At 63.6% G+C, this 22264-nt stretch carries 20 protein-coding genes and 1 pseudogene; 9 read left to right on the top strand and 12 right to left on the bottom strand.

The window, feature by feature from the left end:
- Positions 1-59: 59 nt before the first annotated feature.
- On the bottom strand, positions 60-1457 hold the full coding sequence (locus FGM15_08015; protein ID MBU3665804.1) for a ribosome biogenesis GTPase Der: 1398 nt from the start codon (positions 1455-1457) through the stop codon (positions 60-62).
- Positions 1454-2230, bottom strand: a complete 777-nt coding sequence (locus FGM15_08010) for a hypothetical protein (GenBank protein MBU3665803.1) — start codon at positions 2228-2230, stop codon at positions 1454-1456. The genes FGM15_08015 and FGM15_08010 overlap by 4 nt, the downstream gene beginning before the upstream one ends.
- On the opposite strand from FGM15_08010, the gene FGM15_08005 reads away from it, so the two are divergent.
- Entirely contained in the window at positions 1980-2786 is an 807-nt protein-coding gene (locus FGM15_08005) for an ATP-binding cassette domain-containing protein (GenBank protein ID MBU3665802.1), read from the top strand. The two genes, FGM15_08010 and FGM15_08005, sit on opposite strands and share 251 nt — an antisense overlap.
- Positions 2768-3622, top strand: coding sequence for a squalene synthase HpnD (locus FGM15_08000; protein MBU3665801.1), 855 nt, complete (start codon positions 2768-2770; stop codon positions 3620-3622). The genes FGM15_08005 and FGM15_08000 overlap by 19 nt, the downstream gene beginning before the upstream one ends.
- Here the strand turns inward: FGM15_08000 and FGM15_07995 are convergent.
- The 7 genes from FGM15_07995 to FGM15_07965 form a co-directional block, all read right to left on the bottom strand.
- Complete coding sequence (locus tag FGM15_07995) at positions 3616-4788, bottom strand: hypothetical protein (GenBank protein MBU3665800.1); 1173 nt, start codon at positions 4786-4788, stop codon at positions 3616-3618. The genes FGM15_08000 and FGM15_07995 overlap by 7 nt on opposite strands.
- Positions 4730-5608: an acetylglutamate kinase gene (gene argB / locus FGM15_07990; GenBank protein ID MBU3665799.1), complete on the bottom strand. Its 879-nt coding sequence runs from the start codon at positions 5606-5608 to the stop codon at positions 4730-4732. Before argB ends, FGM15_07995 begins: the two co-directional genes overlap by 59 nt.
- A 2-nt stretch (positions 5609-5610) precedes the next feature.
- Positions 5611-6846, bottom strand: a complete 1236-nt coding sequence (gene argJ, locus FGM15_07985) for a bifunctional glutamate N-acetyltransferase/amino-acid acetyltransferase ArgJ (GenBank protein MBU3665798.1) — start codon at positions 6844-6846, stop codon at positions 5611-5613.
- Positions 6819-7853 (bottom strand): N-acetyl-gamma-glutamyl-phosphate reductase, encoded by a 1035-nt coding sequence (locus tag FGM15_07980; protein MBU3665797.1) that lies wholly within the window; start codon positions 7851-7853, stop codon positions 6819-6821. The genes argJ and FGM15_07980 overlap by 28 nt, the downstream gene beginning before the upstream one ends.
- A gap of 118 nt (positions 7854-7971) precedes the next feature.
- On the bottom strand, positions 7972-8472 hold the full coding sequence (locus FGM15_07975) for a hypothetical protein (GenBank protein ID MBU3665796.1): 501 nt from the start codon (positions 8470-8472) through the stop codon (positions 7972-7974).
- A gap of 46 nt (positions 8473-8518) precedes the next feature.
- Positions 8519-8875, bottom strand: a complete 357-nt coding sequence (locus tag FGM15_07970) for a type II toxin-antitoxin system VapC family toxin (protein MBU3665795.1) — start codon at positions 8873-8875, stop codon at positions 8519-8521.
- Positions 8872-9123 carry a prevent-host-death protein gene (locus FGM15_07965; GenBank protein ID MBU3665794.1) on the bottom strand — a complete coding sequence of 84 codons (252 nt, stop codon included), beginning with the start codon at positions 9121-9123 and terminating at the stop codon, positions 8872-8874. The genes FGM15_07970 and FGM15_07965 overlap by 4 nt, the downstream gene beginning before the upstream one ends.
- 90 nt (positions 9124-9213) lie before the next feature.
- Between FGM15_07965 and FGM15_07960 the strand changes: the two genes are divergently transcribed.
- The 5 genes and pseudogenes from FGM15_07960 (at position 9214) to feoB (ending at position 16743) form a co-directional block, all read left to right on the top strand.
- Positions 9214-10491, top strand: coding sequence for an 8-amino-7-oxononanoate synthase (locus FGM15_07960; protein ID MBU3665793.1), 1278 nt, complete (start codon positions 9214-9216; stop codon positions 10489-10491).
- Positions 10492-10511: 20 nt separating this feature from the next.
- Positions 10512-12359: an oligoendopeptidase F gene (gene pepF / locus FGM15_07955; protein ID MBU3665792.1), complete on the top strand. Its 1848-nt coding sequence runs from the start codon at positions 10512-10514 to the stop codon at positions 12357-12359.
- The gene (locus tag FGM15_07950; GenBank protein MBU3665791.1) at positions 12356-13564 is read left to right on the top strand and encodes a PAS domain-containing protein; all 1209 of its coding nucleotides are present in this window, start codon (positions 12356-12358) and stop codon (positions 13562-13564) included. The genes pepF and FGM15_07950 overlap by 4 nt, the downstream gene beginning before the upstream one ends.
- Positions 13565-13627: 63 nt before the next feature.
- Positions 13628-14542, top strand: a complete 915-nt coding sequence (locus tag FGM15_07945; GenBank protein ID MBU3665790.1) for a metal-dependent transcriptional regulator — start codon at positions 13628-13630, stop codon at positions 14540-14542.
- A gap of 3 nt (positions 14543-14545) precedes the next feature.
- Positions 14546-16743, top strand: a pseudogene (feoB, locus tag FGM15_07940) (ferrous iron transport protein B).
- Between the two features lie 6 nt (positions 16744-16749).
- Here the strand turns inward: feoB and hisF are convergent.
- Positions 16750-17526: an imidazole glycerol phosphate synthase subunit HisF gene (hisF, locus tag FGM15_07935; GenBank protein ID MBU3665789.1), complete on the bottom strand. Its 777-nt coding sequence runs from the start codon at positions 17524-17526 to the stop codon at positions 16750-16752.
- Here hisF and FGM15_07930 point away from each other — a divergent pair.
- Positions 17507-18217, top strand: coding sequence for an N-acetylmuramoyl-L-alanine amidase (locus FGM15_07930; protein ID MBU3665788.1), 711 nt, complete (start codon positions 17507-17509; stop codon positions 18215-18217). The genes hisF and FGM15_07930 overlap by 20 nt on opposite strands.
- 10 nt (positions 18218-18227) lie before the next feature.
- On the opposite strand, the gene FGM15_07925 is transcribed toward FGM15_07930, so the two are convergent.
- Positions 18228-18884 carry a hypothetical protein gene (locus FGM15_07925; GenBank protein MBU3665787.1) on the bottom strand — a complete coding sequence of 219 codons (657 nt, stop codon included), beginning with the start codon at positions 18882-18884 and terminating at the stop codon, positions 18228-18230.
- 320 nt (positions 18885-19204) lie between these two features.
- On the opposite strand from FGM15_07925, the gene FGM15_07920 reads away from it, so the two are divergent.
- Positions 19205-21772, top strand: a complete 2568-nt coding sequence (locus FGM15_07920) for a hypothetical protein (protein MBU3665786.1) — start codon at positions 19205-19207, stop codon at positions 21770-21772.
- A gap of 55 nt (positions 21773-21827) precedes the next feature.
- Here FGM15_07920 and atpC read toward each other — a convergent pair whose 3' ends face one another.
- Complete coding sequence (gene atpC / locus FGM15_07915) at positions 21828-22247, bottom strand: ATP synthase F1 subunit epsilon (protein MBU3665785.1); 420 nt, start codon at positions 22245-22247, stop codon at positions 21828-21830.
- Positions 22248-22264 lie beyond the last annotated feature (17 nt).

The following is a 22264-nucleotide window of genomic DNA, read 5'->3' as shown; positions in this document are numbered from 1 at the left end:
CACAAAAAACCAAAATATACGCAAAAGCAGCCTCCGTGCCAAATTTTACCGACACGGAATTATTTCCGCTTGGCCGGGGAGGGTCGGCGGCCGCGAGACCGCTGACGCTTCTCCGACTCCGGGCGGGCACGCAATTCGAGCAGCAGCGGCAGCCCGGGGTATTCGCGCACACGGCGGAGCTGCGCGGCGAGATAGGTCTCGTAGCTCGGCAGGAGCAGTCCCGGGGCGTTGACAAAGAGCAGGAAGCGCACCGGGGCGAAAGGCCGGGGATTGGTCTCCTCCAGCTGCGTGGCATAGAAAACCTTGAGCCGTCGCGGGCCTTTCATGGGCGGCGGGTGCAAGATCATGGCGTCGCGGATCACGCGGTTCAACTCGCCGGTGCCGATCCTTCGCGTGGCGTGCTGACGGACCTTCTCCAAGGTCGTCCCGAGACGCTTGAGGTTGGCCCCCGTCTTGGCGGAAAGCATGACAAAGGGAGCGTAGGGGATGAAAAACAACTGCGAGCGCCACAGCGACAAGCGCTCTTTCAGTCCGTCACGACGGCGATCGTCAGCCGGAAGAAGGTCGGCCTTGTTCACCGCGACAACCACGGCTTTGCGCGACTTTTGCACGAGGCCGGCTATGCGCTTGTCCTGCTCGGTGACGCCCACCGAGGCATCGATGACGAGCACGCACACGTCGGCCATGCGGATCGCTTCCTCGGAGCGCATGACGCTGAAAACCTCCACCGAGGTGTCGTGCCGGGACCGGTGCCTTATGCCCGCGGTGTCGAGCAGCAGGTAAGGCCGCTCCCCCAACTCGCACGGAACCTCGAGGGCATCGCGCGTGGTTCCGGCAATGTCGCTGACGATCGCCCGCTCGCGCCCCAAAAGGGCGTTGGTCAGCGAGGACTTGCCGACATTGGGACGTCCGATGATGACGATGCGCGGAGGAATCGACTGCTCGGGGGGCGCGTTTTCCCCGCGGTCGCCGAATGCCTCGCCGATCGCCTCGACCAAATCGTCCGTCCCGCGGCCGTGGACCGCGCTGACTCCCGCGATGCGCGAAAAGCCGAGCTGATGGAATTCCTCGGCGAGCGCATCGTGCTTGGGGTCGTCGAGTTTGTTGACCACAAGAATCACGGGCCGGGACCAACGGCGCAATTTGGCGGCGAGTTCCGCGTCCAAAGGCAGCAGCCCGTCCTTGCCATCGACCACAAAGAGAACAACGTCGGCGTCCTCGACGGCGGCGTCGGCCGCGCGGTGCGTGGCTTCGGCGAAATCCGGATCAGGCGCGGCGCCGATGCCACCCGTATCGACGATGGCGAAAGGATTGCGTCCGAGCCCGCACACCGCCTCGATCCGGTCGCGGGTCACGCCGGGTTGGTCGTGCACGATGGCGATGCGACGGCCGGCGAGACGGTTGAACAGGGCCGACTTCCCGACGTTCGGACGGCCGACGAGGACAGCCTTTTTCATGTCGCGCGCGCCGCGCCGCCCAGAGAGGCCAAGCCGCGCCAGACATAACCGATGCCGCTGGCCAGGGTGAAAATACCCGCGGCCCAGACGACCCACATCTCGTGGGGAATCTGCAGCAGGACCCACGCGACGGCGGTCATTTGCAAAGCGGTGGCGATTTTCCCCAAGGCGCTGGGGCGCACCTCGACCTCGCCATTGAGAAACTTTAGGACACCGCAGCCAACAAGAATGACCGCATCACGCGCGATGACGAGGATGGGAAACCAGATCGGAAGTCCGGCCGCCCACGGGTAAAGACTCAGCGTGATAATGGCCGTGAGGAGCAGGCCCTTGTCGGCAATCGGGTCGAGAATCACGCCCAGGGCGCTGCGCTGGTTGAAGCGCCGCGCGATCCAGCCGTCCACGCCGTCGCTCGCGGCCGCAACGACGAACACAGCGACGGCAGCCCAGTGCAGCCATTCCACCGGAGCCCCGTCGCGGCGGCTCGCCGAATAATAGACGGCGAACACCACGAAGACCGGGATGAGCAGGATGCGCACCAGCGTGATTTGGTTGGCCAATGTCACACTCGGGAGCGTGCCGATCGCGACGGCAAGGCGCAACAGATTCTTCCTGCATTTTGACGCGGGTGCGTCCAACATCGCAGCAAGCGCAATGAACGCCCCGATGCTCCGCTGCCGAAATCTCCGGTGCCGGCGCCCGCTCTGGCGCGCCGGAGCCTCGCAGGTGCGCGGCATCACGGCGGAATTCGCCGCCGGGAAATTCCATGCCATCCGCGGTGACGAAGGCTGCGGCAAAAATCTTTTGCTCCATCTGCTCGGATTGCTCGAGCAACCGGACGAGGGGAATGTATGGCTCGGCAACATCGACACGACGTCCCTCGGCGCGGAAGAGCGCGACAGCTTGCGGCTGAGGAATTTCGGGTTCCTTTTCCCCGCGTGCGCATTGTTGCCCTCGCTGAGCCTGCTGGAGAATATCGCTTTCCCGGTGATCAAGGCGGGCGTCGGCGACGAAGTGCTGCAGGCCGAGCGGACATTGCTCGCGCTGCAATTTTGCGGGATGGAGAGCGAGGCTGATTTGCCCGTGTCGCGATTGAGCCCCGAGCGCCAGGCGGTCGGCGCCTTCGCCCGCGCCATCGCCCACCGTCCGCGCGTGCTCATCGCCGAGTCGCCGGCGGCGGAGGAACTGATCGTCCCTCTCGCGCGACTTGCGGTGGACGAGTTCGGGCTGACCGTGGTGTGGGGTTCGCGTGGGGACGGTCCGGCCACGGGTGCGGCGGACCGGGTCTTGTCGATGGCTGACGGCCACATTTGCGCCGTCGCGGCGTGAACCCGCTGTCGCCACCTGCACGGCTCGACGGCGGCTGCGTCGTCCGCGCGAGCGGATCGAGTTTCGCCCCGGCTTTCCGACTGCTGCCGCCGGAGCGCAGAAGCGATCTGGAGACGCTTTACGCTTTCTGCCGGGCGGCGGATGACATCGCGGACCACGGCGACCACGACCTCAACACGCGCCGCGAAGCGCTGGAGGAATGGCGCGCGGCTTTCCTCGACCCCGGGCTGCATGGAGCGCCGGAGGATTTGCGGTCGATGATGCAGCGACGCAAACTCGCGCCTGGCCTGTTTGTCGAACTACTCGACGGCATCGCAACGGATCTCCATTCCCCCGTTCGCATGAACGCGCGGGCAGACTTGGATCTTTACTGCCACCGGGTTGCCGGCGTCGTCGGCCTGCTTTGCCTTCCGATCTTCGGGGCCGACAGCGCACGCTGCAGGGACTACGCGGAGACCTTGGGCCGCGCGCTGCAATACACGAACATCCTGCGCGACACGGCGTCGGACCTGAAACGCGGCCGGATTTACTATCCGCTGGATGAGTTGACGGCGTCGGGTCTCGATGACGGGAGTTTCATGCGCGACGATGGAAAGCGACGCGACTATCTCGAAACTTTCGCCGCCGGGGCGGCGGAACTTTTCACCATTGCATCGGACCAGTTGCCGGCGGCGGATCGCAGGGCTTTGCGTCCGGCCCGGATGATGGCCGCGGTTTACGCGAAGCTGCTGCGCAAAATGCGGGTCGACGGGTTGCGCGTGACCGAACAGCGCTACCGCCTGACGTCCGCGGAAAAAATCACCGCACTGGCCGAAGTCATGCTCGGCCGTCAGTAGCCGGCTTTTTTCAACAGCGAGGAAACGCCCTTCACGTTGTTCGCCATGGTGGCGAGGCGGAAGAACACGTGCCCGGAGGGTCCGCTGCCGACCGTGCGCGAGAGCGCGACCTGCCGCACGATTTCTTGCGGGGGCCAGCCTTGCTCGCTCATGCGGTAAGCCGCGATACCGGGGTAAATCGGGATGCCCCGAGGGTTGGCGGAGGGACTGCGCCACCATTTGAGCAATTCGGCGAAACTCTGGTCGGACTTGTCCTTCCAATAAAGCTGCGGCGCGAGGTAATCGACCCACCCGTTGCGCATCCAAAGCACGGGATCGGCGTAGATTTCGTTGAGTTGGTCAAGGCCGGCTTTCACCGTCGAAGGCTGGCCTTTGGTGTAAATCCCGAAAGGACTCACGCCGAAAAGGACCCCCGGTCGCGCTTGCTTGGCCGCGCGGCAGGATCGCTCGATGAGCTTGTTGACGTTGTCGCGACGCCAGTCGCCGATATCGAGTTTGCCCCCCGCGGCCCGGTAGCGCTCGTAAGTTTTGGCGTCCGGCAATTTTCCGACCGACGGATAAGGATAAAAATAATCGTCGAAGTGGATTCCCGCCACCGGGTAGCGGCTCGCGATGTCGGAAACCACTTTGACCACGTGGTCCTGGACCTCCTGCGAACCGGGATCCATGCAAACCACAGAGCCCACGCGGTGAGCGTAGGGACCGAAACGGCGAGCCATGTGATTCGAAGCGAGAGGCGCGCCGGCCTTCACCGAGGCGCGATAAGGATTGATCCATGCATGAACGCGGATCCCGCGCCGGGAGGCTTCGCTGATGCAAAAAGCCAGGGGGTCGTAGCCGGGATCCCGGCCCTGCGTCCCGGTGAGAAAGCGGCTCCAAGGCTCGAGCGAGGATTTGTAGAGCGCGTCGCCCTCGGGGCGCACCTGGAAAAACACGTCGGTGAGCCCGAGAGACTTGGCCGAGTCGAGCAAGCGCACCAACTCGGCCTTCTGCGCTTCCGGCGGCAACCCCTGCTCGGACGGCCAGTCGAGATTGTGAACCGCGGAAATCCACGCCCCGCGGAACTCGGCCCGCGCAGCAAAGGCGAGCAGAAGGACAAAGACAAAACTAAGCCACGATTTCAGTGCCGACGCCCTCATTGGTGAAAATTTCCAACAACAAAGCATGGGGAAGACGCCCGTCAATCATATGCGTCTTGCCCACGCCCTTGCGCAGCGCCGCCACCGCACCCTGCACCTTGGGAATCATCCCGCCCTCGAGAACCTTCTGGCGGATGAGACCATCCACCTGGTCGATCCGCACGGTGGCGATGAGCGAGGAGGGATCATCGCGATCGCGCATGATCCCGGGCACGTCGCTGAGAAAAATCAGCTTGTCCGCCCGCAGCGCTCCCGCGATGGCGGCGGCGGCCTCGTCGGCATTCACGTTGAGCGTGTGGCCGTCGGCCCCCCGGGCAACCGGCGAAACAACGGGCACGCGCTCCTCGTGCAGCACACTTTCCAAGCCGGCCGTCTCGACCCCGGTCACGCGCCCGACGAAACCGATATCCTCGGCCGCGCCCTTCTCGTTTTCGACCGGCGGCAATTTCTCCGCACGCAGCACATCACGGCCGGAAAATCCCCTCGCCCGCCCCCCGAACTCGCCGATCGCAGAGACAAGACGCGGGTTGACCTCGCGGTCGAGCACGTCCTCGACGATGCGGACCGAATCCTCGTCGGTCACGCGCAGGCCGTTGACGAACCGCGCAGCCAGGCCCGCCTCGCGCATGCGCGCGCTGATTGCTTTGCCGCCGCCGTGGACAAGCACGGGATTCACCCCCACGGCTTCGAGAAAAACCACGTCGCGCAAAAGGCGCTCTACCGCCTCGTCGCTTTCCATCGCGCTGCCGCCGTATTTTATGACAAACGTTCGCCCGCGGAACGTCTGCATGAACGGGAGCGCCTCGATCAGAGTGGCGGCGCGGAGATGGGCGTCGGCGAGACTCATGGTCACTCGCTGAGATTGAGTTCGACGAATTTCTCCGTCAGGTCGGTGGTGTAAACCGTGTAGAAGGCGCGTCCTTGGTGGAGATCGACGGTGACGGTGAATTTTTTGCGCGAAACCGCCTCGACGAGTTTTTCCTTGGGTGTCGGCGCCGCCGTTCCTCCGCGGACCGCGGCCACGCCGTCGTAATAAATGTCCACCAGCTCCTCGCGGATGCGCACGCCGCTGTAACCGGCGGCGTCGAGGATGCGGCCCCAGTTCGGGTCGTTGCCGGCCCAGGCACATTTGACGAGCACCGAGTTGGCGACCGCCTCGGCGACTTTGCGAGCGGCCTGCAGGCTGGAGGCCCCGCGCACCTGGACGGTGACAAACTTCGACACGCCTTCACCGTCCTCGACAATCATGTGCGCCAGCCGCAGGCAGACCTCGCCGAGGGCCTCGACGAAGAGCATGTATTCGGGCGAGCCGGATTTGATCGAACTTCCGCCGGATGCGCCGTTGGCCAGCGCAAGCACGGTGTCGTTGGTGCTCATGTCGCCGTCCACCGTGATGCGGTTGAACGTGCGCTCCACGGCATGGTGCAGCGCGTTTTGCAGCGTGCCTTTGGAAATCTTCGCGTCGGTCGTGATCACGCAAAGCATGGTGGCCATGTTGGGATTGATCATACCCGCGCCTTTGGCCATGCCGCCGATGCGGAACGTCCCGCCGTGCCCGCGCACCTCGACCGCGTATTCCTTGGGAAAACTGTCGCTGGTCATGATGGCCCGCGCCGCCGATGGGCCGCCCTTGGCCGAGAGCCGCACCGCCAACTCCGGAAGCTTGGCCGACATTTTTTCGACCGGAAGCGCCACACCGATGCGCCCGGTGGAGCACACGAGCACGCGGCGCACGCCGCAGTCGAGCGCTTCCGCCATCGAGGAGGCGAGAGATTTTGCCGCGGCGATCCCGCACGGCCCGGTGCAAGCATTGGCGTTGCCGCTGTTGAGAAGAACGGCGCAGGTGGAAGGCGAGCGCAGATGCGCCATCGACACGCGGACAGGGGCCGCCTTGACGCGGTTGGTGGTAAAAACTCCGGCGCCGACCGAGGGCACTTCCGATGCGACGAGCGCCATGTCGTCGCGCCCCTTGTTCGTGGCTTTGATGCCGGCAAAAACCGCGGATGCGCGAAAGCCTTTGGCTGCGGTCACACCGCCTTTGATCGCTTTGATCGAACTCACAGCAAGCCCGTCCTTTCGTCCCATGCTTGCGACATGTTGAATGCCTGCACGGCCTGTCCTGCGGCGCCTTTGCCGAGATTGTCCAGCGCGCTGAAGAGCAGCAACCGGCCGGTGCGCGGATCGTGACGCACCGCGATATCAACGAAGTTCGTTCCCGCGACGTGTTTGGAGTCCGGCAGATGCGGCACCATGCGGATGAAAGGCCTCCCGGCGTAGTCCTCAGCCCAAGCTTTTTCAACCGCGCCGGCATCAGCGCCGTTGTCCGGCGGGACGACGATCGTCGAGATCATACCCCGTGTCACGGGCACGAGGTGCGGTGTGAAACTGACAGTGACGGCAGAGCCGGCGGCAAGGGCAAGCTCCTGCTCGATCTCGGAAAGATGCCGGTGCTTCGGCACACCGTAAGCACGCAGGCTTTCGTTGCATTCCGCAAAAAGGTAGGAAACCTCGGCCTTCCGACCCGCGCCGCTCACACCGCTGAGGCTGTTGATCACGATCGAGGACGCATCGAGCAGCTTCCGCCGCAAGAGCGGAACAAGCGGGACCAAAATGCTCGTCGGATAACACCCCGGGCACGCGAGCAAGCCGGCGTCTTTGAGCGCTTTCTCACCGCAAATCTCCGGCAGCGCATAGACCGATTCCGCCAACAACTCCGGCGCCGGATGCTTCCCGCCGTAAAACTCCGCAAAGACCTCGGCCGACTTGAGCCGGAAGTCCGCGCTGAGATCGACCACTTGGATTCCGGCCGACCGCAAAGGCGCGGCAAACTCCGCCGCCAGTCCGTGCGGCAATGCGAGGAATACCGTCGTCGCGCCGGATTTTTTCAGCGCCTCGACCGAAGGCTCGACAAATCTCATGGCGGCAATGTCCGAACCGGCCATTCTCGGAAAGACTTCCGCCAAAGTCCGGCCCGCCGACTGCCGTGACGTCACCGCCACGACCCCGACCCGCGGATGCCGCGCAAGCAAGGCGACCAACTCCTCGCCGGAGTAGCCGCTCGCGCCGACAATGGCTGCCTTCACTTTTTGCATGCGGCGGTTCTAGCGTTTCCCGCGCCGCAAGGAAACGCGCAAAAATCAAAGCTGGTCGCAGGGAATACCGGACGCACCCCCCAAAAAAGAGCCGGCCGCTTCGGAAGCCACCGAGCAATCACTGGACCTTCAGCCGGATCACCTGTTCGGTGCCCGGCAGAGGCTTCGGCGCATTCGGGCCGAAAAAGTGCTCGTGCGTCAGGACCATCCCCGTGTGATGCGCGGCCTGCAAGGTCCAAAGCATGAACAGGCATGCGGCCACCGCCACCAAACGCGCCAGCAAGGACACACCCGGGATCAAATTGCTGAAAAACACCACCGCAGCCGCGACTGCCGCGATCCACGAAGCCGCCAGCATGAGGTCGGAGGCGTTCTTGTGCTCCTGCACTGCCAGAGCCGTCGATTCGCCGACATAACGGATCGCCGCCGCCTCCTCCGCACCTGTGCGGTGCGCCCACGTCCCCCCCAGCGCACCGAGCAACATGCAAAGCAATGCGAGACGCACAATGTAGCGGTTCGGCCAGAGCAGCGACGACACAACCGCGACCGTCCCCAGCAGAAGGAACGCCACGGGAAAGTGCACCGCGAAGGGATGGACCGGATCCGGCAGGTGAAGCATGGCTGCGAATGTGACGCCCGGAAACCCGGTGATCAAACCTTCCTCTTCAAAGTCCGCGGCATGACCCGCAACCCCTCGGACGCCGCAACTTTGCGCTGGCGCTGTTTTCCGCCAGCACCGCGGCGCGAATAAAAACTTTCTGCAAATCAAGGAAATCCGGCCGCCTGAGCAAACCCCGGCGCAAGTCGCTGCACAATTCGGCCAAAACGGCACTCTCCTGCACCGCCGTGATTTCGCCCCGGAATCTTTTCAAATAAAACGCGTTGGGAACCTCGACCTCGTGGAGCGGGGTAAAAGCCAGCGGGATGCCCAAGCCCCGCAAAACGTCTTCCGCCTCGTCCGAACCGGGCTCATCGAGGTATCTTTTGACGACGATCGGGGAATCCGCGTAGGCAAGGCTCATGACTCGCCGCGTTCGTAGCTCACGATTTCCTCGGCCGGGGCCGGCCCCGAACCCTTCGGAAAAACACGCCTCCGCCAGGCCGAGAGATCTGGCCATTTCGCAATCGACCCGCCCACGGGGAGCGACGCCGGGACCGGTCGCGCGAATTTTCGCCCCCGCTTGGTGATCTCCAGCTCCTCGCCCGCCTCGCTCCACCGCGAAATGCCCGCGAAATTGTTGCGCAGGTCAGCCACGACCGCCGACTTCATGCTACATGCACCTATCATGAGCGATCCATGCCGTCAAAATTCTCCTCGGTGGACTCTGCGCGCGCCGCAGTTAAGAATCCCGAATCCGCGATGTTCGAAGAATTCCTGCAACAATCCCTCGCCGATCTCGAGACGCGGCATAGACTTCGCCGGCTCCGCGTTTCCGATCTGCCCGCCGGCCCGCTCGTGCGCTTCGGGGGAAAAACGCTGCACAATTTCGCCTCCAACGACTACCTCGGCCTCGCCGCTCATCCCGATGTCATCGGCGCCGCCCTCGAAGCCACGCGCGAATTCGGTGCCGGCACCGGGGCTTCGCGTCTTGTCACCGGCACGCAAAAGCCCCACTGCGATCTGGAAGAAAAAATTGCGTCCTTCAAAAGCACCGCCTCGGCACTCGTTTTCAGCAACGGCTACGCGGCGAGCATCGGCACATTGCAGGCGCTGGCCGGCAAAGACGATGTCGTCCTCCTGGACAAATTGAGCCATGCCTGTCTCGTCGATGGCGCGCGCCTGAGCGGTGCGGCACTGCGCCCTTTCCACCACAACGACGCGGACCACCTCGACCATCATCTCAGGTGGGCGCGCGAAAAGCATCCGCAAGCCCGCGTTTTCATCGTCACGGAATCTGTCTTCAGCATGGACGGCGATCTTGCGCCGCTGCGCGACATCGTCGATTTGAAAGACCGCTACGGCGCCACCCTTATTCTCGACGAAGCCCACGCCACCGGTGTTCTGGGACGCGGCGGACGCGGTCTCGCCGACAAACTCGGACTTTCCAACCGCATCGAAGTGCAAATGGGAACGCTGGGCAAAGCCCTCGGCAGTTCCGGCGGTTACATCGCCGGCTCGCGCGCACTCGTCGATTTCCTCGTCAACCGTGCGCGCAGCTTCATCTTCTCCACCGCAGCCCCGGCCTCGACCGCCGCCGCAGCTTCCGCCGCACTCGACATCAGCTCCGGACCCGAAGGCGACAAACGCCGCGCCAAACTGCGCGAACTGGCCGCGCACTTTGACCCCGCACCGGCCGCGGCCATCCATCCCTTGACCATCGGCGCGGAAGACGACACGCTCCGCGCCTCGGAACAAATGGCACAGCTGGGGTTTCACGTGCCGGCCATCAGGCCGCCCACCGTGCCGAACGGAACCTCGCGCCTGCGCGTCAGCCTGTCCGCCGCCCACGATTCGGAGGTGGTGCGCACCCTCGCCGCCGCCCTGCGCGCCGTCGCAAACCCGGTCAATCCCGCCGCCGGCAATCCGGACACCGTGTGCCCGGTCTGCGGCGCGACGCTGATCTCGGAAAAATGCAAAGTTGTCTGCCGCAGCGCAACCTGCGGCTACCGAATTGTTTTCAATTGCTCGGAATTCTGACCCGCCCAAAATCACCGACCATGTCAGCCCGCTCCACCGAACCCGCCGTCAAACGCGTCCCCACCCGGGACGAAATCCCGGAAACCGACCGCTGGGATCTCGCGCATCTCTACGCCGACGACACCGCGTGGGAAAAAGAGTTCGCGGATCTGCAGCAGCGCTATCCGCAGATCGCCCGATTCCGCGGCCATCTGGCCGGGTCCCCCGCCTCGCTTCTGGCCGCGCTTGAATTCGAAAAGAGCATCGACCAGCCCCTCGAGCGCCTCGCCACCTACGCCAGCCTGCGCGTCAGCGAAAACGCCTCGGATCCGGTTTTTCTCGAACGCGAGGCGCGCCTGCAAAACCTCCATACCGACATCGTGGAGAAGTGCTCTTTCATCAGCCCCGAGTTGATGGCCATTCCCGACGAGCGCTTCGCCACGCTCGCGGCCGCGCCCGAACTCGCCCCTTGGCGCACGGTGCTTGAACGTTTGCGCCGCTTCAAACCGCACACCCTCGCGGAAAACGAAGAGCGCCTCCTCGCCATGAGTTCGCAACCCTTGGCCGGACACGAAGAAACCTTTTCCCAGCTCACCAATGTCGACCTCAAGTTCGGCCTCATCACCGATGCGCGGGGGCAACAGGTCGAACTCAGCCAGAGCAGTTTCAGCTCGTTTCTGGTCAGACCCGACCGCGACCTGCGCCGGCGCGCGTTCCACCAATTTTACGAGGAGTTCTCCGACCATAAATTCACGCTCGCCAGCACGCTTGCCAGCTCCGTCCGCACCGATGTCTTCCAAGCCAAGGCGCGCAACTATCCGTCCGCCCTTGCCGCCGCCCTCTTCCGCAACAACATCCCGACGGCTGTCTATGACAACCTCATCTCGACAGTCCGCGCCAATCTCGCCCCGCTCTGCCGCTACTACGAACTCCGCCGCCGCGCTCTCGGCATCGACGAGATCCATCATTACGACACCTATGTTCCGATCGTTCCGAAAATCACCACGCACCTGACTTTCGATGAAGCCATCGACCGCACCATCGCGGCCGTTGCACCGCTCGGCGCGGAATACGCGCGCGAACTCGAGGCAGGACTGCGCGGCCGCTGGTGCGACCGCTACGAGTCGAAAGGCAAACGCAGCGGCGCCTTCTCCAGCGGATGTTACGGGTCCCCGCCCTACATCCTTATGAATTACAAACCGGATGTCTTCGCCGACATGTTCACGCTCGCCCACGAAGCTGGACACTCCATGCACACGTGGTATGCCCAGAGGCACCAGACTTTCCAGGATCACCATTACCCGATCTTCCTTGCCGAGGTCGCCTCGACCTTCAACGAGGAACTGCTGACCCATCACCTGCTCGGTCAGACGGACGATCCGCAAATGAAAGCGTATCTCCTCAACCGACAGATCGACGACCTGCGGGGCACGATTTACCGGCAAACCATGTTCGCGGAATTCGAGAAGATCATCCACGAGCGGCAGGAGGCAGGCGAGGCCCTGACACTCGACACGCTCACCAAGATCTATCACGAACTTCTCGTCGCGTATTTCGGCCCGGACTTCACCCTCGATCCGCAGCTCGACCTCGAGTGCCTGCGCATTCCTCATTTCTACAGCGCGTTCTACGTTTACCAATATTCCACCGGGATGAGCGCCGCCATTGCCCTCTCGCGGCAAGTCCTCGAAACCGGCGATCCGACACGCTATCTGGGCTTCCTCCAGTCCGGCGGCAAGCAATACCCGATCGAGACGCTCCAAGCCGCCGGCGTGGACATGACCTCCCCCGCCCCCGTCGAAGCGGCCCTCGCTCTGTTCGCCCGGCGCGTTGACGAACTGGCCGGTTTGCTCGGCATCGATCTCGACGAAAAATCCCGCGTGGCATGAAACGCGCTTTCCTCGACAAAATCCTCGCCCGCCTCCGCCGCATCCAGCCGGAGGAAGTCGAGGCGTTTTTCGTCGAACTCGCCCGCGACAAGCGTTTCCTCGAAACCATCTTCAACGCCATCAGGGAAGGCGTCATCGTGACCGACACCGCCGGCACGGTCATCTACATGAACGATGCGGCGGGCATGCTCTTCGGACTCGACCCTGCCGCGGCACTCGGTCGCCCCCTCGCGGAAAACATCAGCGGTCTGCGCTGGAAAGAACTCGCACAGGGCCGCGAAGTCGTCACCCGCGACATCGAGGTCTTTCATCCCGGCCACCGCATCCTCAATTTTTACGTCGTCCCGCTCATGGCCGAGGACGACGACAGACCAGGAGACCGCCAGCACGTCGGCTACGCGTTGATCATGCGGGATTTCACCGAGCGCCACCGCGCGGCGCAGGAAACCCTCGAGAGCGAGCGCATAGCCGCCTTGCAACTTCTTGCCGCCGGCGTCGCCCATGAAATCGGCAACCCGCTCAATTCCCTGACCATCCACCTCCAACTCCTCGAACGCCGCCTGCGAAAAATACCCGAAGAAGAACGAGCACAGTTCACCCAACCGCTGTCCGTCGCCCAGGAGGAAATCAAACGCCTCGACAGCATCGTCACCCAATTCCTCCGCGCCATCCGCCCCGCCCCTTTGCAGCGCGCGCCGAACGACCTCAACTCGCTCGTGCGCGATGCCGCCGCCTTCCTCGCCCCCGAACTCAAATCGCGCAATGTCCTCCTCGAACTCGACCTCGCACCCGGACTCCCGGTTCTCGACGTTGACCAGGACCAACTCAAGCAGGCGTTCTACAACATCATCAAAAACGCCAGCGAAGCGATGAAGCAGGGCGGTTTGCTGAAAATCCGCACCGGCTCCGACGGCGAGTGGGTCAACGTCACCTTTGCCGACACCGGAGGAGGCATGACGCAGGAGGCCATGGCCCGCGTATTCGAGCCCTACTTCACGACAAAAAAAACAGGCAGCGGCCTCGGCCTCATGATCACCCAGCGCATCGTCCGCGCACATGGCGGCGAAGTTGTGCTGGAGAGCGATCCCGGCAGGGGACTGCGGCTGACCATCAGGCTGCCCCGTCGCGACCGCCAGGTGCAGATGTTGCCCCCCGCGCCGCTCCCGTTGCCCGCACCCCCGCCATCGCCGGACGCGACAAGATAGGACCGGCCGAAGCTGCGGTGCATCGCGTTGCCTCGCGGGCGCCGCGACCGTATTGTGAGTGCCATGGGCGCCAAACGTGAGGATACCAAACCCCACTCGCCGCACCTGCAGCATGCGCTCAAGCATCTGCACGAGTCCGAATACGGTGGCACACACGCCACCAACGCAAGCCTCGCCGGCGCAACCGGACTTTCCCTCGAGCGCGCCGCCGAACTCGCAGGCGAACTCTCCGGCGCCGGGCTCGCGGTTTCCTCGGCCGCGGGCCTGCAACTCACCGAAGCCGGACGCGAACAGGCGCGGCGCATCGTGCGTGCCCACCGCATCTACGAAACCTACCTCGCCCACCAAACGGGGGTGACGAGCGACAAGTGGCACCGCCACGCGGACCACGCGGAGCATCGACTTTCCGCGCGCGACGTCGATGCGCTCGCCGACCGACTCGGCCGCCCGCGCTACGACCCCCACGGCGATCCCATCCCCACGCGCGAAGGCACGCTGCCGCCGCGCCGGGGAGAACCGTTGGACGCCGCAAGCGCAGGAAGCAATGTTGTCGTCACTCACCTCGAAGACGAACCCGAGGGATTTTACCGCCGCGCGGCCGCCCTCGGCATCGTGGCCGGAGCACGCCTGCATTTGATCGCACGCACCCCGGGGTTGCTTCGGCTGCGCATCGAGGACCGCGAGTGCGATCTGCCGCTCGACGTGGCGGGTGCCATCCAGGTCGAGCCTTGCGCGCCTCCGCCACCCATGCGCGCGCTGTCCTCGTTGCGCACCGGCGAAGCGGCCAAGGTTGTCGGACTTTCCCCGTCCATCATCGGAGGCGAACGCCGCCGCCTTCTCGACCTCGGGCTCGTTCCCGGCACGCTCGTGGAGCGCGACTTCGACAGCATGCTCGGGAGCCCCACGGCTTACCGCGTCCGCGGGGCGACCATCGCCCTGCGCAAAGAGCAATCGGACCGCATTTTCGTGGAGGCCTGAACGGTGTCGAACTGCCCGCCATCGACCTGCGAGACCTGCGCCGCCAACAAAGCGGAACTACGGCGACTCGGACTCCGGCTCGGACGCTGGGATTTTGTCGTTGCCTTGGCCGGCAATCCCAACGTGGGCAAGAGCACAGTCTTCAACCTGCTGACCGGGCTGCGCCAGCACACCGGCAATTGGCCGGGCAAAACCGTGTCGCGCGCCGAGGGTGCCTTCGACCTCGACGGAAAGCGTTACAAAGTCGTGGACCTGCCGGGCACCTACTCGCTGCTTGGCACCACGCCCGACGAGGAAGTGACGCGCGAATTTCTTCTCTTCGGCCGCCCCGATGTCACGCTCGTCGTGGCCGACGCCACCTGCCTCGAACGCAATCTCGCCCTCCTTTTGCAGATCCTGCAAATCACCGGACGCGTCGTGCTCTGCCTCAACCTCATCGACGAGGCCCGCGCGCACGGACTCGAGATCGATGCGCGCGGCATCGCCCGCGAACTGGGCATTCCCGTCGCCGCCACGGCCGCCCGGATCGGCGAAGGACTCGACGATCTTCTCGTCGCCATCCGTGATGTCGCCACCGGCGCACTCGCCGCACGTCCACGCGGGCCTGAGGCCATGCCGGACGGGCTGCGCGAACCGGTGGCCAGACTTTCCGGCCGCCTGCGCGCCGCTTACCCGCACCTCGACAATCCCGAGTGGATCGCGCTTCGCCTGCTGGAGGGCGACCCGCGCATCGCCACCGCCCTGCAGAAAGGCGAGTTCGAGCAATCCCGCAATGCTGCATGAGCGATCCTGCTGACATCCTACGCGAAGCCGAGGAACTGCGCTGGCAGCTGAGTCCGCATTTCCAGGACGAGATCGCCGGGGAAGTCAGTCGCGCGGCGTCCGCTCTCGCCTCACGCCACGTGCGGGCGACGGGCGATGCCTCTCGCATCGGGTGGCAGCGCAGACTCGATCGTGCTCTCACCGGGCGCTGGACCGGCATCCCGGCCATGGCCCTGCTGTTCGCACTCGTCCTGTGGATCACCATCGAAGGCGCAAACGTTCCATCGGGAGCGCTTGCGTCCCTGCTCGTCGATACGCTCCACCCGTGGCTCAAAGCCCGGGCGCTCGCGCTTGGTTTCTGGCCTTGGCTCGCCGGACTCCTCATCGACGGCATGTATCTATCCGGCGCGTGGGTCGTGAGCGTCATGTTGCCGCCTATGGCGATTTTCTTTCCGCTCTTCACTCTGCTTGAAGACTTCGGCTACCTCCCGCGCGTCGCGTTCAACCTCGACCGCATATTTCAAAAAGCCGGCGCTCACGGCAAACAGGCGCTGACGATGACCATGGGGCTCGGTTGCAACGCGGCGGGTGTCGTGGCCACGCGTATCATCGATTCGCCGCGCGAACGACTCATCGCCATTCTCACCAACAACTTCTCGCTCTGCAACGGGCGATGGCCCACGCAAATCCTCATGGCCACCGTCTTCGTCGGCGCGCTGGCTCCACCGGCCGTCGCCGGTCTTGTCGCGGCCGGAGCCGTCTTCTCCGTGGCCGTGCTCGGGTTCGCTTGCGCGCTCGGTGCATCGTGGCTGCTCTCCCGCACCTTGCTCCAGGGCGAAGCCTCCTCGTTCAGCCTCGAACTCCCGCCCTACCGTCCTCCGAATATCCTGCGGGCCCTCTACACCTCGCTCATCGACCGCACGCTTTTCGTCCTTTGGCGCGCCGTCGTGTTCGCCGTCCCGGCCGGCGCCGTCATCTGGCTCATCGCCAATATAAACGCGGGCGGACACAGCCTCGCGTGGTGGATGGTCGCCGGACTCGATCCGCTGGCGTGGATCATGGGACTCACCGGCGTCATTCTCGTCGCTTACATCGTCGCGATTCCGGCCAATGAGATTGTCATACCGACCATACTGATGCTGACGGTTCTGCTCACCGGATCCGACGTGACCGGGGCCCCCGGAGCGGGAGTCATGTTCGAGACCGAGGACCACATTTTGCACGGACTTCTGACCGCGGCGGGATGGACAACGCTCACAGCCATCTGCCTCATGCTCTTCAGCCTCCTGCACAACCCGTGCTCCACCACGCTTTATACAATTTACAAGGAAACCGGCAGCTGGCGCTGGACCTTCCTCTCCGCAGCTCTACCGCTGGCGCTCGGCTTTGTCGCGTGCAGTTCCGTCGCTTTCGTGTGGCGGATGTTGGCGGGAGGCTGAATTCCCTCAGCGGGACGCGGACTCGGCCAAACGGACCGGAACCCCTCTCGCCGCGAGAAATTTTTTCACATCGCCCACCGTGTATTCGCCGAAATGGAAAATGCTGGCGGCTAGGACGGCATCCGCTCCCGCTTGGAGCAAAACGTCGGCCATGTGTTCGAGCTTTCCCGCACCCCCGCTGGCAATCACGGGAATGCTCACCGCTTGGCTCACGGACCGCACCAAGTCCATGTCATAACCCTCCTTGGTTCCGTCGGCATCCATGCTGGTGAGCAGAATTTCGCCCGCGCCGAGGTCGGCGACGCGCTTGGCCCAGGCCACGGCCTCGAGATCCGTCGGATTCCGGCCACCGTGCGTGTAAACAGTCCACCCACCCCCGGGACGCCGCCGTGCGTCGATCGCCACCACGATGCATTGCGATCCGAACCGTTCCGCGCCTTCCCGCACCAACTCAGGACGCTGGATGGCCGAGGTGTTCACGCTGACTTTGTCCGCACCGGCAAGCAGCATGATTTTCATATCCTCGACCGAGCGGATTCCGCCACCCACAGTGAGCGGCATGAAGCACTCGGACGCGGTCCGCTCGACCACATCGACCATTGTGGCACGGTCATCCGACGATGCGGTGATGTCGAGAAACACCAACTCGTCCGCGCCCTGCGCATCGTAGGCCTTGGCGCACTCGACCGGATCGCCCGCATCGCGGAGTTCTAGAAATTTCGTTCCTTTCACGACTCTCCCGCCGGTCACGTCAAGGCAGGGGATGATTCTTTTTGTCAGCACGCGGCGAGGATGCCCTCACGGGAGATTCGGCGCAATCCACAGATATAGCGTTGCCACGGCGGGCCTTGTTTTTTACGGTTCGCCGATGCGCCGAGTCCTGAAACCGCTGGTTGCCGTTTTGCTGGCGTCCGTTCTCGCCGGGTGCGCCGGCGGCGGGCACATCGGAGGCTTCCGCACTGTGGTCGTTGATGCGGGCCACGGCGGCATCGACAAGGGTGCGCGGGGCGTTGATGGCTCACTGGAGAAAAAATACACCCTCGACACAGCCAAGCGGATCGAGCGCGGGCTCCGCTCGAAGGGATACCGCGTGATCATGACGCGCAAAGGAGATTACTTTGTTCCCCTGCCGACGCGCGCGGCGATTTCCAACCGCCAACGGGGCGCAATCTTCGTCAGCGTGCACTACAATGACGCCCCGCGTTCCGCGCCGAACGGGACGGAGACTTACTATTTCAACTCCCGTTCGTATCCCCTTGCCGCCCATATCCAGCGCGAACTGGCCCGCATCTCCTACAATCGCGGCGTGAAAACTGCGCGCTTCCATGTGCTGCGCAACAATGCGAGGCCTGCCGTTTTGGTGGAACTCGGCTTCCTTTCGAATCCGACGGAAGCGCGGCGCATCCGCTCCGCGGGCTACCGTCAGCGTCTTGCCGATGCCGTGGTCAGGGGCGTCAGCAAATCCTCGAGGTAAAACCGGATCTTCACGGCAGATCCCGCGGCGGTGAAGTCGCGATGCCAGCGATAACACGGCCGAAAATTTCCGCGGACTCCAGCCGACTCCCGTCGGATCCCGGCGCGAGATTTTTGAACAACCGCTCATAGGAAATGCTGCATTGCAGGCGGCGCTGCGACTTGTCGATTTTCGGGTTGATCTGGATCACCGACTCCGAAAATGGCGGCTCCTTCTTCCGCCGGAGAACCTCCCTGCGCACCTCGGCGATGGGCATGGATGTGTCCCTTACCAGCTTATCCAGAGTCTCGAGGTCGGCGCGCTTCACCGGCGACCACAGATTTCGCCACTGCTGGGGCGTGACATGCGCGACCAGCGATTGCACGAATTTCTTTTCGTCCCCCGATTGCTCCCAAAACCCCACGATAAGGAGGAAAGGTTCATCGATGTCGTATTGCCTCAAGGCGTCGCCCATCCCGACCGGTTGGCCGAACTTCGTGGCCTTGGGATTGACAGGAACACCCCCGTGCTCGGTGTTTGCCGATGCCGGAATGTCCCATTTGGCGATCGGACCCTGCGGGCGATATCCGCCGAAGAAAACGTCGGCCACCCAGTGCTCGAAGCTCAGCCCGTGTTTCTGGACCTCGGAGGCAAAGACGGAAGAAAACCAAAGGAGAGTCGCGATCACGCTGATACGTGCGCCGGTCGCCAACTGCGAAGAACACGGCCTGTGCATCCGGATGCCAGGCGCGGCGCCTCGTCTGCAAAACATGCCCGCAAAAACAGCCCCGAGGCATACCAAAAGCCCGGAGTGATCCGCGTGTTGCATCCCGTTGACCGGACACTAGCGTTCGGCGCAAAAGCAGCCAAAGAAAATCCTGACTACTTGCTGCTCACAGCCACACCGAGAGCGAGTCCGGGACACTTGTGACCCGCCAGGCGAGCCCAAGGCATCCAAGGCCGCAAAAAAGTCTTGCCCACAATTCAAACGAGCGTTTGAATTGCCGCATGTTCAAACATGCCCGGACAACATTCCTTGTGATGTTTGCCGCCGTCTCCACGCTGCGCGCGCAAGGCGAACGTATCGCATTCGATTTCACCGGAGTCAGCCCGGCGCTGAACCTTCCCTGGACAAAGACATCCGTCATGGAATCCGGCCTGACGACACAAGGTTGGACAGCCGGTGCCGGCATAACACCAGCAACCGGAGATAACCGCCTCGCTTTTTCGGTTTCGAGCGATGCCAACCTCAGCACCCTGGCGCAAGCGCGCGCCAACAGCGCGTTTCTTTCCGTGCGGGTTGCTTCATCGAGCCAGACGCTGAACCTGAACTCCAATCGTGTCGCTTTCACCATCCGGCGCGAGAATTGGCATTCTCCACTTCAATACGCGGTGTTCACGAGCGTGGACAACTTCACTTCACCGGTCTTTGCCACGCCCTTGCTGGATAATTCCAACACGGCAACCGACGACTTCTCCTTTCTCATTCCCGCCACGGGATACGGAAATCTGTCGGGCAGCGTCGAGTTTCGCATTTATCCGTTTTCTGCGCGCTACACGGGCCATGCCGCATCTCTCACGGCATTTTCGATCCGCTCCCCAGTCCAGACTTACACACTGAACCTCACGGCCACCGCGGGCGGATCCGCGTCCACAGCGCCGTCCGGGAGCACTTTCGAAGCCGGGCAAGTCGTGCAAGTCACTGCCACACCCGCGGCCGGTTACACTTTCAGCGGTTGGACGGGAGATGCCACAGGCGAAACCAATCCGCTTTCGGTGACGATGAACTCGGATCTTTCGGTCGTAGCCAACTTCCTGCCGAAACCGGCGCCCCGCATGGATCTGGGCGGCAACCTCGATGCGCTCACCGACTGGACCACGGCGTGGGTTTTCAAAGACTGCTTCAAGTTGGCCCGCACGTGGATGACCCGCAGTGCATCCGGCAGCGAGTGGGAAAGCAACCAGACGCCTCTAACCGATGCAAACGGTTGGCCCCTGGCAGTTCCGTTCACGCCAGCCGGCGGCAGTCCTCAGATATTGCACACCCTCCTGCCGCTTTACGGCCCCGGGATCTACACTGTGCGCCTGCAAGGTGTCGGGAGGGTCGATCTGATTCCCCCGAACGGAGGCGCCCGCCAGACCGTCACGGCAGCAGGCGGCACGACCGTGCGCACTTTCACCTTCAGCCCGACACTTGCCGACAACATGCTCTACCTCGAGGTTCGCGAATCATCGGGATCCAACCCCGTGCGCAATATCGAGATCATCGCCCCGGGACAGGACACCAAACTTGCCGCAGAACCGTTCCACCTCGATTTTATCGCCTCGCTGGCCCCCTACCGTTGCCTCCGTTTCATGGACTGGATGCAAACGAATCTTCTGCCTTGGGAGAATGTCACCCCTTTGAGCGACTGGGCGCAGCGCACCACCGCAGCAACCTGCACGCAGACGCGGCGCGAGGGCGTAGCTCACGAATACGTCATTGCCCTGGCCAACCAGACGCACAAAGACCCCTGGATCTGCATTCCCCATGCTGCGGACGACAATTACGTGCGCGAGACAGCAAGACTCTATCGCGATGCACTCGATCCCGATCTCGAGCTTTATGTCGAGTATTCCAACGAAACATGGAACGGCGGTTTCATGCAGACCACCTATATTCAAGATCGCGGGAAAGAACTCGGCCTCGACCCGGACCGCTGGCAGGCCGGACAGAAATTCGTCGCCCGTCGCTCGGCGGAAATTTTCGCCATTTTCGGGCAGGAGTTCGGCACCGCCAACCGCCACCGCGTTGTCAACGTGCTCGCCACCCAGGCTGCGGGTGCCGGCGGTGTCACGCAGACACGCATCGACGCCATGGCAAATCCGGCCATCAACGCCTCGGGCACGCAACCTGACGCGCTGGCCATCGCACCTTACTTCGGGGTGAATTACGAACCGGGGGATGCAGTGCCGACCGCAGCACAAGTTGTCACCACACTCTCACAGGCCGCGATCGCCGAGGCGACAGCATGGACCAAAGAGCACCGGCAACTTGCCGACGAGCGCGGCTGGCGACTGGTATGCTACGAAGGCGGTCAGCACTTCGTTGGCATAGCCGGAGCGGAGAACAATGCCACGCTGACGGGCATCCTCCACGCAGCCAACCGCGATGCCCGCATGCAGGAGCGCTACCGCGAATATCTGGTCGCGCTTGAAAGCGAGGGAGTGGATCTGTTCGTCAACTTCTCCCATGTCAGCGGCTGGTCGCAATGGGGAAGTTGGGGCGTTATCGAACACCAGCAGCAACCGGCGGCCGATGCACCCAAATGGCGTGCGCTTTCCGATTGGGCGCTCGATCTGGCCGCGCGACGCGACGCAGTGTCGGTCCTTCCATCGGCACCGGGCGGAACTTGGTCGCTCCGCGCGACCCTGCGTCCGGGCCGCCGCTACGCTGTCGAATCAAGCACGGACCTCGCCGCTTGGAGCACCTTGGCAGGGCTGGAAAACATCCGCGGAGACGGCGTGACGGCGGAACTGGATGTTCCCGTTGCGAGCGAGCAACGACGATTCTGGCGCTTGCGATCGCACGACTGACCCCGGCGGGCGGCAGCGCGACGCCGAGGGGAAAGATCCGGGAGAAAAGTAGAACTCAGGCCGAGCGCCGCCGGCGTTTGACGCCGAGCATGGCGAGGTTGCGCTTGAGGCCGGCTTCGAGCGCGGATGCTTCTTCGTCGCTCAGATTGGCGGCATTGGCCAACGCAGTCTGGGCGCGCTCGACGGCTTTGGCCACGGCATCCTCGTCGATCTCGCCTTCGCCGGCAACCATGTCTGTGAGAATGGAAATACGTCCCGGCGTGATCTGCGCGAACCCTTCGCCCAGGGCCGCGTAAGTCGTCTTGCCATCGTGAGTGACTGCCATTTCCCCTGGCTCGAGCATTGTCATGACCGGCTCGTGGTGGGGCAGCACGCCGATTTCTCCGGTCGTGGTGGGCAACACGACCATGTCCACCTCGCCCGAACGGGAGACCCCCGCGGGCGAAACAATCTCGAAATGGATTTTGGCCGCCACTTATTTGCGCACGGTCT

The organism is Chthoniobacterales bacterium (assembly GCA_018883245.1).
GTDB lineage: Bacteria > Verrucomicrobiota > Verrucomicrobiia > Chthoniobacterales > JACTMZ01 > JACTMZ01.
Note: the sequence above shows the minus strand (reverse complement) of the source record. Positions and strands in the feature narration are given on the sequence as shown.